Source organism: Streptomyces sp. AA4, assembly GCF_000158875.1.
GTDB lineage: Bacteria > Actinomycetota > Actinomycetes > Mycobacteriales > Pseudonocardiaceae > Amycolatopsis.
This window is the reverse complement of record NZ_GG657747.1, coordinates 124,417-143,826: the sequence shown is the minus strand read 5'-3', so window position 1 is coordinate 143,826 and position 19,410 is coordinate 124,417. Positions and strand designations below refer to the sequence as shown.

The 19,410-nt window shown below is 70.1% G+C and carries 16 protein-coding genes and 1 tRNA gene; 4 read left to right on the top strand and 13 right to left on the bottom strand.

Translation table 11 applies throughout. The features are described 5' to 3' along the window. Positions 1–209: 209 nt before the first annotated feature. The 9 genes from SSMG_RS39470 to SSMG_RS39430 form a co-directional block, all read right to left on the bottom strand. The gene (locus SSMG_RS39470; RefSeq protein ID WP_199786456.1) at positions 210–539 is read right to left on the bottom strand and encodes a rhodanese-like domain-containing protein; all 330 of its coding nucleotides are present in this window, start codon (positions 537–539) and stop codon (positions 210–212) included. A gap of 71 nt (positions 540–610) precedes the next feature. Then, positions 611–2,401 (bottom strand): cation acetate symporter, encoded by a 1,791-nt coding sequence (locus SSMG_RS39465; protein WP_037718955.1) that lies wholly within the window; start codon positions 2,399–2,401, stop codon positions 611–613. A 70-nt stretch (positions 2,402–2,471) separates the two neighbouring features. After that, entirely contained in the window at positions 2,472–2,981 is a 510-nt protein-coding gene (locus SSMG_RS39460; protein WP_009085733.1) for a hypothetical protein, read from the bottom strand. Between the two features lie 6 nt (positions 2,982–2,987). Then, positions 2,988–3,809, bottom strand: a complete 822-nt coding sequence (locus tag SSMG_RS39455; protein WP_009085731.1) for a LytTR family DNA-binding domain-containing protein — start codon at positions 3,807–3,809, stop codon at positions 2,988–2,990. A 98-nt stretch (positions 3,810–3,907) separates the two neighbouring features. After that, positions 3,908–4,753, bottom strand: coding sequence for a S49 family peptidase (locus SSMG_RS39450; RefSeq protein ID WP_009085729.1), 846 nt, complete (start codon positions 4,751–4,753; stop codon positions 3,908–3,910). 18 nt (positions 4,754–4,771) lie between these two features. Continuing rightward, the gene (locus SSMG_RS39445; RefSeq protein ID WP_286157101.1) at positions 4,772–6,067 is read right to left on the bottom strand and encodes a sensor histidine kinase; all 1,296 of its coding nucleotides are present in this window, start codon (positions 6,065–6,067) and stop codon (positions 4,772–4,774) included. Positions 6,068–6,879: 812 nt separating this feature from the next. Continuing rightward, complete coding sequence (locus SSMG_RS39440; protein WP_009085726.1) at positions 6,880–7,740, bottom strand: Fpg/Nei family DNA glycosylase; 861 nt, start codon at positions 7,738–7,740, stop codon at positions 6,880–6,882. 38 nt (positions 7,741–7,778) lie between these two features. Next, entirely contained in the window at positions 7,779–8,219 is a 441-nt protein-coding gene (locus SSMG_RS39435; RefSeq protein ID WP_009085725.1) for a DUF983 domain-containing protein, read from the bottom strand. 69 nt (positions 8,220–8,288) lie between these two features. Further along, positions 8,289–9,980 carry a sigma-70 family RNA polymerase sigma factor gene (locus SSMG_RS39430; protein WP_037718951.1) on the bottom strand — a complete coding sequence of 564 codons (1,692 nt, stop codon included), beginning with the start codon at positions 9,978–9,980 and terminating at the stop codon, positions 8,289–8,291. Positions 9,981–10,190: 210 nt separating this feature from the next. Between SSMG_RS39430 and SSMG_RS39425 the strand changes: the two genes are divergently transcribed. Next, a tRNA-Gly gene (locus SSMG_RS39425) sits at positions 10,191–10,263 on the top strand. Positions 10,264–10,466: 203 nt separating this feature from the next. On the opposite strand, the gene SSMG_RS39420 is transcribed toward SSMG_RS39425, so the two are convergent. The 4 genes from SSMG_RS39420 to SSMG_RS39405 all read right to left on the bottom strand — a co-directional run bounded on the left by SSMG_RS39420 (position 10,467) and on the right by SSMG_RS39405 (position 12,813). Beyond that, complete coding sequence (locus SSMG_RS39420) at positions 10,467–10,868, bottom strand: Imm7 family immunity protein (RefSeq protein ID WP_009085721.1); 402 nt, start codon at positions 10,866–10,868, stop codon at positions 10,467–10,469. A gap of 26 nt (positions 10,869–10,894) precedes the next feature. Next, the gene (locus tag SSMG_RS39415) at positions 10,895–11,440 is read right to left on the bottom strand and encodes a DUF2716 domain-containing protein (RefSeq protein ID WP_009085719.1); all 546 of its coding nucleotides are present in this window, start codon (positions 11,438–11,440) and stop codon (positions 10,895–10,897) included. Positions 11,441–11,625: 185 nt separating this feature from the next. Next, positions 11,626–12,246 (bottom strand): hypothetical protein, encoded by a 621-nt coding sequence (locus tag SSMG_RS39410; protein ID WP_009085717.1) that lies wholly within the window; start codon positions 12,244–12,246, stop codon positions 11,626–11,628. Positions 12,247–12,321: 75 nt separating this feature from the next. Further along, positions 12,322–12,813, bottom strand: coding sequence for a hypothetical protein (locus SSMG_RS39405; RefSeq protein WP_009085715.1), 492 nt, complete (start codon positions 12,811–12,813; stop codon positions 12,322–12,324). Positions 12,814–12,955: 142 nt separating this feature from the next. Between SSMG_RS39405 and SSMG_RS42775 the strand changes: the two genes are divergently transcribed. The 3 genes from SSMG_RS42775 (at position 12,956) to SSMG_RS39390 (ending at position 19,402) form a co-directional block, all read left to right on the top strand. Beyond that, a complete protein-coding gene (locus tag SSMG_RS42775; RefSeq protein ID WP_158688136.1) occupies positions 12,956–14,419 on the top strand; it encodes a hypothetical protein in 1,464 nt (487 codons plus the stop codon). Positions 14,420–14,553: 134 nt separating this feature from the next. Beyond that, a complete protein-coding gene (locus SSMG_RS39395; RefSeq protein ID WP_009085711.1) occupies positions 14,554–15,735 on the top strand; it encodes a hypothetical protein in 1,182 nt (393 codons plus the stop codon). Beyond that, complete coding sequence (locus SSMG_RS39390) at positions 15,728–19,402, top strand: FkbM family methyltransferase (RefSeq protein WP_009085709.1); 3,675 nt, start codon at positions 15,728–15,730, stop codon at positions 19,400–19,402. Before SSMG_RS39395 ends, SSMG_RS39390 begins: the two co-directional genes overlap by 8 nt. Positions 19,403–19,410: the final 8 nt, after the last annotated feature.

Here is a 19,410-nt window from a genome sequence, read left to right as displayed (position 1 = left end):
CAGCCTGAGGCCGCTCCACCAGCCGATGGAAACCCCGCGGACCCGGCTCCTTGGCCAGAACCGGCCCCTGCCGGAGACCCGTGCCCAGCCCCGCCGTGCCCAGCATCGACCGGCCGGGAAGCGTCCCCTTCGCCCGGGCCGAAGCCAGGAACGAACGACGCCGGATCCGAGGATTCCGGCGGCTCGGGAACGGACTGGGCGGGCATCCGTCAGAGAACCTCGGGTTCGGCGCCGGGGGTTTCGCTCACCATGCGGCGGCCCTCGCGGGCCCAGGCGCCCATTCCGCCCGCGACGTTGACCGCGTCCCAGCCGCTCGCGTTCAGCCAGGCGGCGGCGCGCGCCGAGCGGCCGCCGGAGCGGCAGATGACGTAGACCGGGTTGTCCTCGGGGAATTCGGCGAGTTCGCCGACCCTCGCGGGCAGTTCGCCGAGCGGGATGTGCACCGCGGCGGGGGCGTGCCCGGCGGCCCATTCGTCGTCCTCGCGGACGTCGAGCAGGGCCACGTCCGCGGGCAGGTCGCGGACTTCAGCGGTCGGAATTTCAGCAGGGCTCACCACAGGTTCCATGCTCCCATGTCAGGACGTTGTACGCGTGTGAGGAACGCTAACCGCTAAGCCTTGCGGTGGCGTCCCCGGCCGGTCCGCAGCTTGTCGTCGGCCTGGCCGAAGCGGGCGACCGCGCGGTCGCGCATCAGGCCGAGCGGGTCGGGGGCGTGCAGGCGCAGCATGATGTCGTTCACCAGTTCCGGGCGGCCGGACCGGGTCAGCCGGCTCACCACGTACGTCGCCAGGAACGCCGAGGGCACCGAGAGCAGCGCGGGCTGCACGGTGAACCACGGGGTCTTGTCCCCGGTGTACTCGCACACGATGTTGTACGCCAGCGCGCTGAGCACCATCCCGCTGCCGACGATCATCCCGGCCAGCGCGCCCGGCCAGCTGAGCTTGCGCCACCAGATGCCGAGCAGCAGCAGCGGGCTGAACGTGGACGCGGCGAGCGCGAACGTCATCCCGATCGACAGCGAGATGTCCTCGGTGCGGAAGATCAGCGTGAGCACCATCGGGCAGATCGCGACCAGCAGCGTCGCGACCCGGAAGTCCTTGACCCGGCCCGGCAGCAGGTCCGTCGAGACCACCCCGGCCACGCTCACCAGCAGCCCCGAGCAGCTCGACAGGAAGGCCGCGAACGCGCCCGCGGCCGTCACCGCGGCGAGGATCTGCCCCGGCCAGCCGGGCAGCACCGCGGTCGGCAAGAGCAGCACGGCCGCGTCGGTGTTGCCGGTGAGCAGCAGCTGCGGCACGTACATCCGCGAGAGCGCGCCCAGCATCGTCGGGAACAGGTAGAACAGTCCGAGCAGCAGCAGGACGTGCACGGTGGTGCGGCGCGCGGCCTTGCCGTCCGGGTTGGTGTAGAAGCGGACCAGCACGTGCGGCAGGCCCATCGTGCCGAGGAACAGCGCGAAGATCAGCGAGTACGTCTGCAGCAGGTCAGTGATGCCGTTCGACGCCGGATGCAGCCACGAATCGTTCGTCGTCGGCGCGTCGCTCACGATCGGCACCGGGGTGCCCGCGGCGAATTCCAGCGTGGTTCCGGCCGAAACCTTGTGCGGCACGAGCGGCGACCAGCGCGCCATGCCGCCCGCGGGACCGTCGTCGATGTGGCCGTGTGCGTAGAAGAACGTCTCGGTGGTGACCTTCACGGTCACGTCAGTTTGCACCGTGACCTTGGTGTCCGACGGGAACACCGGCGGCGCGGGCGCACCGAGCGCGCGCAGGCCGCCCGGGCCGCCGCCGGCGAAGAAAACCATGCACAGCACGAAAGTCGGCACGGCGATCGCGAACAGCTTGAGCCAGTACTGGAACGCCTGGACCACGGTGATCGCGCGCATCCCGCCGGCCATCACGTTGACCGCGACCAGCACGATGACGAGGAGCGCGCCCGCCCACGCCGGTACCGGGACGATCTGCGCGAGCGTCAAACCGGCGGCCTGCAGCTGCGGGACCATGTAGAGGATCCCGATGAACACCGCGCCCGCGGTCGCGAACCGGCGCAGGCCTCGCGAACCGAGCCGGGCTTCGACGAAGTCCGGCAGCGTGTATGCCCCCGACCGGCGCAGCGGCGCGGCGACGAACAGCATCAGCGCGAGGTATCCGGCGGTGAAGCCGATCGGGTACCAGGTCGCGTCGGCACCCTGCTTGAGCACCATGCCCGCGACCCCGAGGAACGACGCGGCGGACAGGTATTCGCCGGAGATCGCGGCGGCGTTGCGGCTGGAGCGCACGGTTCGGCGGGCGACGAGGAAGTCATGCGTGCTGGTGGCGCCGCGCGACGAACGGAAGCCAAGGTAGTAAGTCGCGAAGGCGACCAGCGCGAGGCCGGTCAACGTCCACGGGGTCAGCTGCACGGCGTGAATCCTCGCACGACCACGCGCTTCCGGGACGCGCCGCCACGAGGGAGCGCCTCCCTTGCGCGGGTCAGTTCTCGATCATGTCGACGAAGTCGCGTTCGTGCCGCTCGGCGAGCCGGTTGTACCAGAGGCCGACGGCGAAGAGGAACGGGAACGGGAGCAGGCCGAGCACGAGCCACGGGATCGGGATGCCGATCACGGTGAACCGCGCGACCGCCGGGAGGAAATAGAACAGCGCGGGCAGCACCCCGAGCACCGCCACCACCAGCACGGCCAGCAGCACCGACGTGCGCAGCTGCACCTTCACCAGGTCGCGGACCAGCAGTTTTCCCCAGCTGGTCTGTTCTTCCAGCTCGATCCGCCCGCGCATCCGCCCCGACGACTGCCGCGAATCGGCGAGCACGACGCGTTCCCGTTTCGGCCGCACGTGCGCGGGTTCGCTGGAGCGCGGGGCTGGTTCGGGAGCGGGCGGCACCGGTTCGACCACCGCGCGGTCCTCCGGCCGCACGCCCAGCGTCGGGTCCGGTTTGCGGACGCCGTTCGAGAGCCGGTGGTAAGGGTCTTCGGGCGCGGTCATCGACGGCTAGCCGCCCCGGCCGGAGCCGACGATGCGGTCCTTCAGCGCCCGGGTGTGCCTGCGGCTGACCGGCAGGACTTTCTCCTCGTTGCCGATCACGACCTGGTAGCCGCCCTGCCCCATCCGCATCTCGGTGATCAGCGGCAGCGCGACCAGGAACGACCGGTGAATCCGCACGAATCCGGCCTTCTCCCAGCGTTCCTCGAGCTGGGCGAGCGGGATCCGGACGAGGTGGCTGCCCTCGGTGGTGAACAGCCGCGCGTAGTCGCCCTGTGCTTCCACCCAGCGGACCGACGAACGCGGGATCAGCTTCGTGGTGCCAGCCAGTTCGACCGGGATGACCTCGTCGTCGTTCTTGACCGGCTCGGCGCCGCCCTGGCCGGCGGGCGGGCCCGCGGCCGTGGCCAGCTTCTCGCGCACGCGCGCGACCGACCGGTCGAGCCGGTCCTGCTGGAACGGCTTCAGGACGTAGTCGACCGCGCCGAGGTCGAACGCGTTCACCGCTTCCTCGGCGTGCCCGGTGACGAACACCAGCACCGGCGACGGGTTCATCGCCGCGATCACGCGCGACATCTCCATGCCGGACAGGCCGGGCATGTCGATGTCGGCGAACACGGCGTCGACCGTCGGCAGGCCGTTTGCCCGCCGGGCAGCCAGTTCCGGGTCGTCGTGCGAGAACAGCCGCAGCGCGTCGGAGGCGTCCGAGGCCTGGAAAACGCGGTGGATGTGCGGGTTGTTCTGGAGTCCGTGGCTGAGTTCGTCCAGCCCGGCCAGCTCGTCGTCCACGGCAAGGACGATGAGTTTCCGGGTGTCGTCGTGAGCACTCACAGTGAGACGCATCCTGCCGATTGCGAGGTGCATTGTCCAGACCCCATTGGAGAGTGCACCTTGTGAGTGGCGTACCGGAGTCGCCACTCACCTGTGCCTCAGAGCCCGAAGCGCGACCAGGCCGCCTTCGTGGTCACCGCGTCCAGCAGCGCGCTCGCCGCCGCGGGCGCCCCGAGGCCGAGCCGGGCGAGCAGCGGTTTCTTGGGCTCCGCCACGGAAATCTCGGCGTCCGGATACCGCTCGCGGACGATCTCGCGCAGCGAGCCGAGCCCGTCGACGAGCCCGAGGTCGACGGCTTTCTGCCCGAGCCAGACGTCACCGGTGAACAGGTCGGCGGAATCGGTCAGCCGGTCGCCGCGGCGCTCCTTGACCCATTCGACGAACAGTTCGTGCAGCTGGCCGTGCATGTTCTTCAGCCACTCGACGTCCTCGGGCTTCTCCGGGCTGAACGGGTCGAGCCGCGATTTGTTCGCGCCCGCGGTGTGCAGCCTGCGCTCGATGCCGAAGCGTTCGAGCAGCCCGGTGAAGCCGAACCCGCCGCTGATGACGCCGATCGAACCGACCATGGACGTCCGGTGCGCATAGATCTCGTCGGCCGCGCAGGCGAGCCAGTACCCGCCGGACGCGGCGACGTCCTCGGCGAAGGCCAGGACCGGCACGCCCTTCTCGTCGGCCAGCTGCCGGATCCGCTCCGCGACCAGGCCGGACTGCGTGGGCGCGCCGCCGGGCGAGTTGATCTGCAACGCGACGGCCTTGAGCCGGTCGTGCGCGAACGCCCTGGTGAGCGCGGATTCGACGGCGCCGAGGTTGATCGCGCCGCGAGCCAGCGGCGACGGCGTCGGCGTGATCACCCCGTGCAGCTTCACGACGGCGACCACGTCCTTGCGGTCGCCGCGGTCGCCGAGCACGGGGAGGCGGGAAGTCAGCTTGTCGGTCACGCTCATCTGCCCAGGCTAACCAGTTCAGTGCGCGGGCAGCATTCCCGAACGCGAGCCGTGCACTCCGTCGGGTTCCGGTTCCGGCTCGAGGGGCGCGGGCGGCTGCGGCGGGACGTCGGCGGAGTAGTCCGGCATGTTCGGCCGCACGCCGAGCTTGAACTTCGGCACCCGCAGCGCGACCTTCATGCCCGCCCCCGGCGCGGTTTCGACGGTGAGCGCGTAATCCTCGCCGAACACCTGCCGCATGCGCTGGTTGATGTTGCCGAGCCCGACGTGCGCGCCCGTGCGGTGCGCGTTGCGCAGGTCGGTGAGCTGCCGCGGGTCCATGCCGATGCCGTCGTCCTCGACGGTGATCAGCGCCTCGTGCCCGTCGTCCCGCGCGATCACCGTGACGCAGCCGCCGCTCGGCTTGCTGGCCAGCCCGTGTTTGACGGCGTTCTCGACGAGCGGCTGAATGATCAGGAACGGCACCACGACGCTCAGCACCTCGGGCGCGATCTTCATCCGCACCTCGAGGCGGCCGCCGAACCTCGCGTTCTCGATCGTCAGGTACCGGTCGATGTTGCGCAGTTCCTCGGCGAGCGTGGTGTACATGCCGGAGGTGCGGAACGAATAGCGCGTGAAGTCGGCGAAGTCCTGCAGCAGTTCGCGCGCTTCCTCCGGATCGGTGCGGATGAGCGCGGAGATCGTGTTGAGCGCGTTGTAGACGAAGTGCGGCGAGATCTGCGCGCGCAGTGCCTTGATTTCCGCCTGCTGCAGCTGGTTTCGAGATTCTTCGAGCCGCGCGAGCTCGAACTGCGTGCAAACGAACTGGCCGACGGCCTCGGCCATCTGCACCAGCTTGCCGCGCGTGCGCCCGACGACGATCAGCGTCGCCTCGGCCTCGCCCTCGACGAGAATGGGCACGATCGCGGCGGTCTTCATCTTGCAGGTGCCGCGGTGATTGCACGGCATCTTGTTGTGGTCGGCCACGGCGCGCCGGTGCTTGCGCAACGCGGTCCCGATGTCGTCGACGACGTCCAGGTAGTGATCGGTGGCCTCGCCCGCCCAGGACAGCAGCGTGCCTTCACTGTCCGTGATGCCGACGGCGAGACAGTCGAGCACCTCGAGCAGCTCCGCCGTCATCCGGTTGGCGGCCTCCTCGTCGAGCCCCGCCCGCAAGTTGGGCGTGGCCTTGGACATCCGATGGACGGCCTGGAGAACGGCGTCCTGGATGACCCCCTTGGGCCGGCGCGCCCGGAAGGCGAGGACCAGCACCACGATCACCAGGATGCCGACCAGGACCCACGGGACGACCAGCGCGTAGGGGAAGTCGGACACGACGTCCATGCTCTGCGCTCGACCGACCGGGTGCAAGGTCTGCTTCCCACTTTCTGTCCAGTAGCGACGACCGAGGGTGGGCAAACCCTACCGTCACTCCCGGTGAGCGTGAGGATCTTGCGCCATTCGGGTGGTGGCGGTGGCCGTGAGTCGCCGAGGAGTGGGGTGAAGGGACCCTTCATCACTACGGAAGGTCAGGGGTGAAGGGACCCTTCATTGCTTGGCTAGTGCGGATGGTGGGTCTTAGGTTCCGGCCTGGGACGGGTGGCCGCTTCCGGCAAGGCCAAGGCCCGAGGGCGTGAGGTCAACTCCCGGCGACGTGAGGCGAGGCCTGACGATGTGACGGTGCCCCTGATGCTCGCCGATGGCTCCGACCCAGGTCCTTCAGGGTTCCCCTCACGGCACGCCAGCGCAGTGAGGGGAACCTTCACGACGCCGCCACCGCCGAGATGCACCCAATGTGGCATTGGGGCGCTACCAGCGCACGCCGCCCCACTCAAAGCAGCAACACCAGAGCCGCGCAACAAACCGCCGCCGACGCACCCAACCATCGGCACCAACCAAACCGCCGCCGATGCACCCAACCATCGAGGCACCAACCAAACCGCCGCCGACGCACCCAACTCCGGGGGCACCCAGCCCTCCCCCAACCCCGATACGAAGCCTCCCTGCGGGCGGTGGGTGCTTGTCAAGGCATCTTTCCCGCCTTGACAAGCACCCACCGCCCGTCAGCACAATCAAACTTCGGGGTGCCCCACGCAACCCACCAAAAGCAATGTCGCCCGCCAGGGCGACGAGCCGAACCCGAGGAACTACTTCAACAACCGAGACATCCGCCGATCAGCCAACGGCTTCCCCCCAGTCTGACAAGTCGCACAATACTGAAACGACTTATCCGCAAACGAAATCTCCCGAATAGTGTCCCCGCACACCGGACAAGGCAGCCCAGTCCGGGCATGCACCCGCAGCCCAGACCGCTTCTCCCCCTTCAACCGAGCCGCCTTCTGCCCCACCGACCGGGAAACCGCGTCCGTCTCCACCTCGCGGATAGCCTCGGCCAAAACCTCTAACGCACCCTCGTCCAACTTCCCCACAGTCGCATAAGGCGACAACTTCGCCCGATGCATGATCTCGTCCGAATAAGCGTTCCCGATCCCCGCGATCAAAGACTGATCAGTCAACGCCCACTTCAGCCGAGTTCCCTTCCCCTGGAACAATTCCCGCAACTGCGAAGCATCGACGGCCAACGCATCCGGCCCCAACCGCGCCACACTGGCCACCTCGGCAGGATCCGCGACGATCCACACCGCGAGCCCCTTCTTCGTCCCCGCCTCGGTCAGATCGAAGCCAGGCCCGGAAGCCGACTCCAGATGCACCCGCAGCGAGATCGGCCCCTTCCCCGGCTTCAACGGAGCGGGAGACAGCGCGTCCGACCAGCGCAGCCACCCCGCGCGCGCCAGATGGACCACCAGGTGCAGATCGCCCAGCACCACGTCCAGATGCTTGCCATGCCGAGTCGCGCCGGTGATCTCGCGACCGTGCAGCTCGGTGTACGGCGGCATCGCGGTCTTCAGCACGCTCAGCGACGCGACGTCCAGCCGGAAAACGGTGCTCCCCACGGCGTGTTCGCGCAGGTGGTGGGCCAGTGCTTCGACCTCGGGCAACTCGGGCATGGCACCAGTCTCGCGCGCCGGCCCGGTTCCGGCCAGGTCTATTCGACCGGGTGCAGCGGACCGTCGAAGTCCGGGAGCGAATGCCGCTGGATCGTCTTCGAGATCCGCTTCACCTCGCCGGACACAGTGAACATGCCGCGGATCGTGCCGACCCAGCGCTCCGACGGCCGGTCGCCCGCGACGTCGCCCTCGGTTTCGGCGACCACCGTCCACGGGCGGCGCAGGATCCACCGCAGCGGGAAGAACAGCACCACCAGCAGCAACGCCAGCAGCACCCACGCGGGCACCTTGACCACGTCCGGCGTCCACACCACCAGCGCGATCACCAGGAACCCCATGACCACGATCATCGCGATGCCAGGTCCGTAACTGCCCGCGACGTCGTGTTCGAAATCGTCAGCAGTGGCGGGAGCCCGCCACTCCATCTGGGCACGGACCACCCAATGGCGACCGTCTTCGCCGCGCACCAGCCGGTTCATTCTGTTGCCTCCCGGGCGACGTCGAACTCGGTCAACGTTACCGTGACCGTGCCGTCGAGCGCGAGGTGCTCACTGAGAGTTACTGGTGGTTTGCCGGGTTTTGGCTGTTCGGGAGCTTGCGTCCGCCGAGGAATCGGCCGAACCGGTGACATCTTGCCCGGACGTGGAGTCCGTCCTGGCCCGCTTCCCGGGCTTGGCGGACTCCCGCTGCTTCGACGATTCGGCGGAACGGGAAGACTTCGGGCAGTCGGACGAGTCAGCGGAGTTCGACGACTGCGGAGCCGCCGGAGCGACATGCCGCGACCCGGCCGGGGTCGTCGTGACCGACGGCGGCACGTACGAATCCGGCGAAGGCACGTACGCCGAGCGCGGCGGAGCGTACGACGAAGGAGTCGTGTCGTCCGTCGTCGTGCTCAGCAGGCCAGGGCTCGACGAGTTCGTGGACGTGTCCAGATCCGACCGTGACTCGGTGGTCGACGAACGGCCCGTCATCGGCGAACCCGAATGACTGGCGTCCTGACCGGGAAGATCATCGCGCGGCGTCGAACCAGCAGACCCAGTCGCACCCGTCGCACCCGTGGAACCCGCCGCACCAGACGTCGACGAGGACTGATCCCCGGAAACCGGCTGATGCGCCGCCGGCAGATTCGGCACCTCGGCCGCGCCCAAATGCGGCGAAGCACCCTGATGAACCGCCACGTGCTCCGGCCGCGCGCTGCCGTACAGCTTCCCGGCGATGACCCGCGGACCCTGCTGCGCCGGCGGCGGAGGCTGCTCCGGCGGCTGCAACGCCAGCTCCGGCGCGCCCCCGCCCAACCCCACGTCCTGCACCGGATGCGACCCGAACACCAGCGGACCCGCGGTCAAACTCACCGCACCCGCCGCCGCGGTCGACGCCAGCGCCAGCCCGACCTTCACCTTCGAGCCGAACACCACGCTCTTCACCGTCGCGACCGCACCCGCGGCCTTCCCGGCCCCGGCCAGCGCCGGAACCGCGAGCACCAGCACCCCGGCATGCGCCCGCAACGACGAACACACGTCCCGCAGCTCGTCCTGCGTCGCCCGGCACGACGGACACCCCAGCAAATGCGCCTTGATCCGCTCCGCCTCCGCGCCCGTGACGCTGCCCGCGGTGAACCCGCCCAGCTTCTCCACGACCGCCCGGCACGTCTCCGGACCCCGGTTCACCGACAAATGCGCCTGCAGATACGCCGCCCGCAACCCCTGCCGCGCCCGCCGCGCCAACGCCGCCGTCGCGTTCGCCGACAACCCGAAATGCGGAGCCACCATCGCCGGCTGCTCGCCCTCGACCTCGGTCTGCCACAGCACCGTCCGCCACCGCTCCGGCAAACTCGTGAACGCCGTCGTGATCAACGTGTGCTCAGCCGTCCGCGCCGGCGTGTCCACCCCGGCGCCCGCCCGGAACGTCAACTCGTCGTCAGTCACCGGAACATCGCGCCGCGCCCCGTGCCACTCCCACGACACCCGGCGCGCGACCGTCAGCAAATAAGCCCGCACGTAATCCCGCGGACCCGCACCGCGGCGCAACGCCTGCAGCACGCGGAAGAAAGTCTCCGCGGTGATGTCCTCGGCTTCGGAACGATCCGCCGCCAGACTCTGCGCCAATCTGCGCACGGCAGCGGCATGCAGCTCGAACAACTCCCCGAACGCGGCGTCCTCGCCGTCGCGCAGCCGCTTCAAAAGTGCCTGCTCGTCGGATTCCGAGGCCGCTGGCGGCGGCGCCGTGCCCAGCTCGGTCATCCGGCAAGGCACCTCCTCCCCCGAAGGACTCACCACTGAAGTCGATTGGGGACACCATACGGAGCAGAGCGCCCGTCGTCACCCCTTGTGCGCCCGGCGTAACGCGCAAGCACCACATCTCAGCAGGTCCACGCCAATAACGGGGGCCCCGAAAGTGTCACCCGAGGGACGGTATAGAGTGTGTTCAACACCGAGCACCAAGCGGTTAACGCGGATGTAGCGCAGCTGGTAGCGCATCACCTTGCCAAGGTGAGGGTCGCGGGTTCGAATCCCGTCATCCGCTCAGTCCCGAAGGCCCTGTATCCACAAAAAGCGTGGATACAGGGCCTTCGCCATATCACCCGGGGGCCGAGCCCCCGGACCCCCGCGGTGCCATCGGTGCGGTTGCGAGGGTGGGCGGCTTTGCAGCTTGCGGAGCAAGCGGAGAAGGCGCGTAGCTTGCGGAGCAAGCGAAAGAAGGGACGCCGCTCCTGCGGAGCAGGCCGGTTATAGCTCGTAGGTGTCCAGGACCGTGGGGGCTACTGGGGACAGGTGCGGGTCTTTTTCTTCCGTTACCTGGCCTCTTGCCATTCGGTAGACCTGGAAGGCGTTGTCGTGTTCCGGGTGCTGGTCGTCCCAGACGTGCAGCAGGCCGTACGAGCCGGGGGCCAGTTCTCCTACCCTCGCGAACGTTTCCAGGAGCTGGGGCGTGATCGCTCCGCCGTGTTTGTCCAGACCACCCAGATGGAGCATGGGCAGGCCCCCGCTCCAGCGGAGGTCCACCAGGTCCAGCAGGGTCGCGTTCTGCAGCGAACGGTGGACTCGTTCCACCATGCGCTCCAGCAGAGCTGCGTCGTCGTCGCCCGTCGCGGAGGCGGCGATGGTCACCCAGCCGTGGTATTCGAACACGTGCGAGACGGTAGCAGCGGCCTTGCTCAGCGGGTCAGCGCAGAGGGCTGGCCGTCCCGGCGCAACTGGTTCGTGAGAATGCCGTCGGCGTGCTTTTCGACCGCGGGGAGCAGTTTTTCGCCGAAAACGCACAGGGTGCGTTCCCACGGGTGGCCCAGCGTTCCGTAGCTGAAGTCCTCGGCCAGGAACAGGTGGTAGTCACCGCGCGGGAAGACCGACACCGGCCAGGGCGCGTTCTCCTGCATGCGGTGCGGCCAGAACTTGAACGACTGGTGCTGCCAGTGCAGGACCCACAGCCACTCGTCCTCGGCGGTCGTCTCCTTCAGAGCGGCCAGCACCGCGCGGGCCACGTCGTGCTCTTCCACCGCGTACGGGCCCAGCCGGAATTCGGCCGACGCCCGGTCGTACTCGCCGGTCGACAAATCCCACGCGGCCGACGGGCTCGGCTCGTGGAAGCCGGGCCAATCGTGCGCGAAGGTGCTCGGCCAGAACCTGAGCTTGTCGTGCACCCAATACCAAGCGGGCTCGTCGGCCACTCGCGAGAGCGGCTCCCAGGCTGCAGCAGCGTTCACTTGTCGACCTCGAAGTCATCGACCGGGCTCGAAACTGCCGAAAGCTTCGTGTCCGGGGCCGGGATTGTCCAGTCCACCGGAGCCGAGCGCCAAGCTGTCACTCGTCCGGGTGGCCCGCGGACCGGGAAACAGCCCCGGTCCGCAGGTTCCTTACCCGAGACCCCCGCCGGTCATGCACGGAGCCGTTATGCGGCGCGCCACAGCGTGACGAACGCCGACGCCTCGCTGAACGCCCACGGCCGCAGCCGCTCCCGGTCGCGCGCCGACAAGGTGAACTCCTTCGCCCGGCGCACGTCCACGACCAGCGCTTCCCCGCCCGGCAGCAGCTCCGGCATGCCTTCGGTGAGCAGCCACAACGCGAGCTGCGCCGCGTCCCGGGTGAGCGGCTCCTCCTTGAAGTACAGCCACGTGGCGAACCGGCGGCCGTTCGACTTCCGCAACCCCAGCTGCGGGCTGATGCCGATCTCCAGCTCGCCCAGCGAAAACTTCGCCCGCCCGACCTCGACCAGCTTCGGATCGCGCCTGCCGAGATAGCGCAGCCAGCCCTCCGCGATCGCGGCGTAATGCGGCCGCGTGCGCTCGTCGGCGTTGTTGACCAGCGCGCGCATGGCCACCTCGTCCTGCCGCGCCGCCCGGCCGGCCCGGACCGCGTTCGCCGCGCGCCGGTAGTAGTTGAACGCCGCCCGGGCCGGATCCTCGTACAGCCGGCGCTGCCTGCGGACGAACGACGAACGCGACGGGCCCTTGCTGGCGCTGTACCCGACGAACGTGGGCAGCGTGACGTATGCCGGCTGGGAACTACTCATGGGCGGCCGCCTTCCGGTGGATGTTTTCCCAGTACCCGGCCAATTTTAGAACATATGTACGACAGTTTTTGCCGCTTAACGGGTGACCGGCGGCCACGGACCGGCCAGTACCGCCCGCGCCTGCTGCAGCACCTGTTGCTCGCAGTAGCTGACCGGCGTGACGTCGGTCGGGATCCAGGTCGCGAGCATCGCCAGCCACTGGCGCAGTTCGGAGAGCGCGGCCGGGCGGCCGAGCCGTCCGTCGAGGGCTTTGACGCTCTGCGCCGCTTCGGCGAGCCGGACGTCGCCGCGCACCATCTCGCCGAGGTGCTCGCCCATCAGCTGCCATTGGGCCGCGGTCGCGTCGACCGGGAGTTCGATGCCCAGCTCCTCCACCACGTGCGAGAAGGCGTCCGAGACCGCCTGGTGGTTCCGATGGTCGAGGGCGGCCAGCTCGGGAAGGGAGGGCGCTTCGAGGCCCTCGCCGACGGCCCGCGCCCCGGCTTCGACGAGTTCGGCAGCGGTGATGTCGAGACCGGCGAGCCGATCCACGGCAAGGGCGGCGAGCGCACCGCGCGCGGAGGACATGCTCCCCATCGTACGGAGCCGCGGCGATTTCCCGTCCGACGCGAAGCGGGCGCCTGATCTGGGCTGATCTTGCGCACCTGACCCCCACACAACCGGGGCGCGTGGAACACTGTCGCCCGAACCGGTGACAGGGGGTTGCGTGATGAGCTGGCAGGAAGAGCTCCGGCGCTTGGACGCGGAGTTGGCCGCTGGCCGCCTCGGCCACGCCGAACACCGCCGCCAGCGCGACGAACTGCTCGCCGAGGCGTCGGGCGGCGGGGCGGCTTCGCCAGTGGCGTCGCCGTTGCGGCAGGACAGCGGGTCGCCGACGTGGAGCGCCCCGGCTCCCCAGGCGACTCCCGGCGCGGAGAGCCAGCAAGCCCCGAGCGCCGCCGCGGAGAGCAGCACGCCGGAAGCGGGCACTCCGCAGAACATCGCGACGATGACCGGACACGGCCCGTTCGACGGTCCGATGATCGCGCGCCGAGTGGCACCGGACGGAACCGCCTTGCCGAGCACTCCGCCCGGAGGCGCCCCGGCCCCGGAGCAGCCCGCCGCACCCTTCTTCTCCCCGCCGCCGAGCCCGGCCGCGCCGCCGAGCCAGGCCACCCCGCCCGCACCGCACCAGCCCCAGCCGCAACTGCCCGCGCAGCCGGGGACCTGGCCGGGCGTCGCTCCCGTGCAGTGGCACCCCCCGGGCCAGCAACCGAACCAGCAGCAGCCGAGCCAGCCGGTCGTCGGATGGGCCAGCACCAACCCGGCGATGCCCGCGCCGGAACCGCCCGCGGTCGAAGCGTTCCTGAACTCCGCGGCGGCCCCGGCGGCGGAGAAGACCCAGCCCGCCTTCTCGCACACCCCGGGCACCCCGTTCTCCACCGACCGGCCGACCACCGCGCCGAGTCCCGCCGACGACCGGCCCACCGCGGTCTTCGGCGCGATCCCCGCGAACGGAGCCCAGCCGGAGCCGCGCCGCCTCTGGGAGGACGACGCCAAACCGCGCCGGTCGCGGCCGACCTGGCTGTTCCTGTCGCTGGCCGTGCTGGTGGTGCTGGCGCTGGTCGTCGGCGGCATCTGGTTCATCGGCGCCAAGAACGACTCGAACGACACGGCCGCGCCGCCGCCCGCCGCCGCGTCCGCGCCGAACACCCAGCCCGCCTCGCTCGAGGACAAGCTGCCGACGCTGCCGGGCACGCCGAATCCGGAGAACTCGACGATGGCGCTGGACAAGGCGGTCCAGGCCAAGGCCGTCTCCGACGCCGACGCGAACCTCATGCGCGCGGCGGGCGCGGACCAGCTCGTCTACCACTCCTACGGCAGCCCGGAAGGCGGCACGACGCTGATCGCCGTCCCGACGCCGTCGAAGGCGCAGGCCGGTCAGCTCGTCCAGGGGCTGCGCCAGAACCTCGTCACCGGCGGGTTCGACAGCAGCCCGTTCGGCCCGGCGGCGACCGACCTGCTCTACACCGGGAGCAGCCCGGCCGGACGCGTACTGGCCTTCTGGTACACCTCGGGCGGCGTGTCGGTCGGCATCGGCGTGTCGGGCCCGGTCGGCCAGGATCCGGCGGCCCTGCGGTCCCGGATGGAACAGATCCGCGCGAAGGTCGCCGCCGCGCTGCCCGCGAGCTGAACATTCCCCAGCGCACAAGGCGACCCGCCAGGTCACGTGGGGTCGCACCCGTGCACAATGTCCACGTCGTCACACGCAATGGGGTAGCGACGACGCACTGAACGTCGCCATGCCGACAGATAAGGGGGGCCCTGGTGTCCTGGCAGGAGGAGCTGCGCCGGCTGGACGAGGAGCTCGCGTCAGGGCGACTGTCCGCGGACGACTATCGCATCCGGCGTGATCAGGTGCTGTCCTCGGCCGTCGGCCAGCAGGACCAGCCCGCTCCGCCGCCGCCGAGCCAGAGCGCGGACTCGACCCAGGTGATCGCCCCGGTCAGCCCGCCCGGCGGGTTCCCGCAGCAGCAGCCGCAGGCCCCGCAGCAGCCGCCCGCGGACGGCGGCGCCGAGCGCACCCAGGTCGTGCAGTCGTGGCAGACCCAGCAGCCGCCCGCGGACGCCGGTCCCGAGCGCACCCAGGTCGTGCAGCCGCAGCAGCACCAGCCGCAGGCGCACTACTCCCCGCCCGGCGGGTTCCCGCAGGGCACGGCCTCGCCGCCGGCGGGCTTCCCGCAGCAGCAGCCGTGGAACGCGGCCGAAAGCGACCAGACCCCGCCGTGGGGCGGCGGCGATCTTCCGCCGCTCGGCCCGTCCGGGGGCGACTCCGAATGGGTCCGCCAGGGTCCGGAGTACTTCACCGACAAGCCGAAGAAGAGCAACGGCAAGAAGATCGGCGCGATCGTCGGCGCGGTGATCGTGCTGGCCGGCATCGCGTTCGGCGCGTACTGGCTGTGGGGCCGCGACAGCGGAGGCGGCGGCACCGAGCAGACCACCGCGCAGCACTCGCAGAGTTCGGCCGCGCCGAAGCCGCCGGACCCGCTCGGCGTCGCGAGCATGCCGGGCAAGGCCGAGACGCACGACGACGTCACGTCGTTCTCGCAGGTCGACACCCTGAAGTACCTCAACCCGCAGGAACTGAGCGCCTACCAGGCGGCGGGCTCGTCCAAGGTCAAGTTCGTCGTGTACCACCTCGAAGACGGCAACGTGATCACGCTCTTCCTGGCGCAGGCCAGCAGCCCGACCGCGGCGAAGACCGCGGCCGAGAAGCTGATGGACGTCCAGGTCACGAACGGGGCCAAGCGCGACACCACCGCGCCGAACGGCGTTTACGCCACCGCGATCGACCCGAAGGAAGGCCAGTCGGCCCAGTCTCGCGGGCACTACTCGCACGGGAACGTGATCGTCCGCGTCGAGGTGTCCGGCAAGGTCGCCGACCAGACGAAGACGGACTTCACCACCGCGCTGAACCAGCAGCTCACGGTGCTGACCGCCGATGCCTGAGCCCGGGACCGCCGCCTGCACGATCGTCGCCCGCAATTACGTGCCGGCCGCGCGCGTGCTGGCCCGTTCCTACCTCGAGCACCATCCGGGCGGCCGCTTCGTCATCGCGGTCATCGACGCCCCGCGCGACCAGTCGGAACGGGCCGGCGACGGACTCACCGTCGTCGGCCCGGCCGCGTTCGGCATCGACGAGGACGACTACCTGCGGATGGCGACCGCCTACTCGGTCACCGAACTCGCCACGTCGGTCAAGCCGTACCTGCTGCGCGAGCTGCTGAAAGAGTCCGAGGCCGCGATCTACCTCGACCCGGACATCGAGCTGTTCGCGCCGATCCCCGAGGTCGCCGAGCTGGCCAAGGAGCACGACATCGTGCTCGCGCCGCATTTCCTGACCCCGTTGCCGCAGGACGGCCTGGAGCCGGACGACGCGGTGATCATGGGCACGGGCATGTTCAACCTCGGCTTCATCGGCGTCGGCCGCGGCGCCGGGCCGTTCCTCGATTTCTGGGCGGGCAGGCTGCGCCACGACGCGATCGTCGCGCCGGAGCAGCAGCTGTTCACCGACCAGCGCTGGGTCGACCAGGTGCCGTCGCTGTTCCGGCACCACGTCGTCACCGACCCCGGATTCGACGTCGCGTACTGGAACCTCCACGAGCGGCCCATCGGCCGCGACGAGGACGGCGCCCTGACCGCAGGCGGCGCGAAGCTGCGGTTCTTCCACTTCAGCGGTTACCGGCCGGAGAAGCCGTGGCTGCTCAGCTTCCACTGCGCGCGCAAGCCGCGCGTGCTGCTGTCGCACAACGACGACCTTCGCGCCATCTGCGATTCGTACGGCACGAAGCTGCGCGAAGCCGGGTACGCCGAGTCGCTCGACTCGATTCCGTACGGCTTCAAGGACTTCCAGGACGGCACGCCGGTGCCGAAGCTCGCGCGGCGCGTGTTCCGCGAGGGCTGGATCAAGGCCGAGCGCAAGAAGAAGCCCGCGCCGCCGCACGCGTACGGCGAGGACGGCGGGCTCGCGCTGCGCGAATGGCTCGCCACCCCGGAGGACCAGGGCCAGGCCGCGGCCGGGCTGAACCGGCTGACGCACGCGATCTGGGCGTCGCGGATCGACCTGCAGATGGCGTTCCCGCACCCCTACGGCGACGACGCCGACGCTTTCCGGCACTGGTGCGCCGGGTCCGGCGTTTCCGAGGCTGGCCTGCCGGAGTGGGCGCTGCCCGCGCAGCCGGTCGCGACCCGTCCGCCGCACGACGAGTTCGGCGTGAACCTGCTCGGCTACCTGACCGCTGAGCTGGGGCTCGGCGAGATGGGCCGGATCGTGCTCGAGGCGATCGAGACCGGCGGCGTGCCGGTGGCCACGGTGCTGGAGGAGAAGGCGGTCTCGAACCGGACCGGCATCGAGCGGCCGGCGACGGTCGGCGACCCGCGGTTCCCGGTCAGCGTGTTCGCGGTGAACGCGGACCAGACCCGCACGATCCTGACTAACCACCCCGAGGTCGGCGCCGGGCGCTACCGGATCGGGCTGTGGGCGTGGGAACTCGAGGATTTCCCGCAGTGGCAGCACGAAGCGTTCGGGATGCTCGACGAGGTCTGGACGGTCAGCGACTTCTGCCGCTGCGCGTTCGCCGAGCATTCGCCGATCCCGGTCAAGACGATCCCGGTGCCGGTGCGCGATCCGGGCGAGCCGTCGCCGCCCGCGCGCGAAAAGGGCGAACCCGTGCGGTTCCTCTTCGCGTTCGACTTCAACAGCGTCGCAGAGCGCAAAAACCCTTGGGGTGCCGTCGAAGCGTTCCAGCGGGCGTTCCCGGGCCGCGAGGACGTCCGGCTCACCGTCAAGGCGATCAACGCGAAGCTGCACCCGCAGGCCGCCGAACGGCTGCGCGCGGTGGTCCGCGGCGACGACCGGATCGAACTGATCGAGCGCTACCTCAGCGTCGCCGAACTGCACGAGCTGTACGAGACCAGCACCGCTTACGTTTCGCTGCACCGCAGCGAGGGCTTCGGGCTCACCGTCGCCGAGGCGATGGCGCGGGCGATGCCGGTGATCTCGACGGACTACTCCAGCACCACGGAGTTCCTCGACGCGTCCACCGGCTGGCCGATCCCGTACCGGCTGGTGCCGGTCGGCGAGGGCAACTATCCGTACCACGCCGACGCCGTCTGGGCGGATCCCGATCTCGACGCCGCCGCGGCCGCGATGGTTCAGATCGCCGACGACCCGGCCGAGGCGACCGCCCGCGGCAAGCGCGCGCGGGAGGTCGTCCTGCGCGAGCGGTCGATGTCGGCCGCGGCCGAGTGGATGCGGCACGAGCTGGAGCAGGCGCACCAGAAGTGGCAGGAGCGGGAGCGCACCGCGGCACCGCCGCCGGAGCACCCGCTCAGCCCGCTGCAGCAGGCGACCGAAGCGTTGCGCTGGCGGCCGGAAGCGGACGCGCCGTCACGGCTGCCGCTCGCACCCGCGCTGCGCAAGGCCGTGCTGCGCGCGATCGACCACTACGACGTGCACCAGCGCCACGTGATGGGCGCGCTGCTCGCGGCGACCGAGGACAGCAACCGGCGGTTGCTGGACCGGATCGAAAACCTGGAACGCAGCATCGACGAATCGCGCCGGGCCGCGCTGTCCACGCGCACGCTCGGCGAACGGCTCGAAACGTTGCGCGGCACGGTCAACGAGTTGCGCCGGCAGGCTCCGGAAACGGCACTGGCGCTGCGCAATCTCGAAGCGGACGTGGCGAAGCTGGCCGAGGGTTACGACGGCGTCGGCGCGGAGGTCGAAGCCGCGGCGGGGACCGTGCACAAGATGTTCGCGCGCCGCGACGAACGGCTCGACGCCGACGAGAAGGCCATTCAGCGGGTGACCCTCGACGTCAGCGCGATGCGGGACGCCGCCCGGCTCCGGCACGCTCCGGTGCCGCGCGGGGCGGACGTCGTCCAGTGCGACGTCGGCGCGCTGCTGATGCCGGTCGACGAGGTCATGCTCCCGTGGATCCTCTTCCACCGGTCCTGGGAGGACAGCGAGGCCGAGCTGATGGCGTCGCTGGCGGACGGCGCGTTCCTCGACATCGGCGCGCACGTCGGCTACCACACGCTGCGGCTGCTGCGGGCCACGCCGGACGTGACCAGGGTGATCGCGGTGGAGGCCGACCCGGTCAACGCCTCGTACCTGCGCCGCAACGTCGAGGTCAACCTGCCCCCGGCGGCGGGCGAGCTGGTCACCGTGGTCGAGTCGGCCGCATGGGACGAGCCCGGCACCGTGCACCTGGCGCAGGCGACCCCGGGCAACAGCGGCGACAACCGCGTCACCACGGACGGTTCCGGCGTCGAGGTCCCGGCGGTGCGGCTGGATTCCGTGCCCGAGGTGACCGAACAGCGGATCAGCCTGGTGAAGGTCGACCTGCAGGGCCGCGACCACCGCGCGCTGGCGGGGCTGGCCGAGGTGCTGCGCCGCGACCGGCCGCACGTCGTGTGCGAGTTCGACCCGGGCGCGATCGCCGAACTGGGCGACGACCCGGCCGCCGTGCTCGCCGGGTACCGCTCGCTCGGCTACACGCCGAAGGTGGTCACCGACGATGGTCCGGCCGACCAGGTGCTCGAAGATTCGGCGATCATCGCCGCGGCCAAGGCGGACGAGAAGGAATTCGTCACGCTCTGGCTCGCGCCCTGACCTGATCG

Coding starts and splice junctions, on each gene's coding strand:
- SSMG_RS39460 (WP_009085733.1), bottom strand. CDS start 2,981: ATGACCGCGCCCGAAGACCCTTACCACCGGCTCTCGAACGGCGTCCGC.
- SSMG_RS39450 (WP_009085729.1), bottom strand. CDS start 4,753: ATGAGCGTGACCGACAAGCTGACTTCCCGCCTCCCCGTGCTCGGCGAC.
- SSMG_RS39440 (WP_009085726.1), bottom strand. CDS start 7,740: ATGCCCGAGTTGCCCGAGGTCGAAGCACTGGCCCACCACCTGCGCGAA.
- SSMG_RS39435 (WP_009085725.1), bottom strand. CDS start 8,219: ATGAACCGGCTGGTGCGCGGCGAAGACGGTCGCCATTGGGTGGTCCGT.
- SSMG_RS39430 (WP_037718951.1), bottom strand. CDS start 9,980: ATGACCGAGCTGGGCACGGCGCCGCCGCCAGCGGCCTCGGAATCCGAC.
- SSMG_RS39410 (WP_009085717.1), bottom strand. CDS start 12,246: ATGAGTAGTTCCCAGCCGGCATACGTCACGCTGCCCACGTTCGTCGGG.
- SSMG_RS39405 (WP_009085715.1), bottom strand. CDS start 12,813: ATGTCCTCCGCGCGCGGTGCGCTCGCCGCCCTTGCCGTGGATCGGCTC.
- SSMG_RS42775 (WP_158688136.1), top strand. CDS start 12,956: ATGAGCTGGCAGGAAGAGCTCCGGCGCTTGGACGCGGAGTTGGCCGCT.
- SSMG_RS39390 (WP_009085709.1), top strand. CDS start 15,728: ATGCCTGAGCCCGGGACCGCCGCCTGCACGATCGTCGCCCGCAATTAC.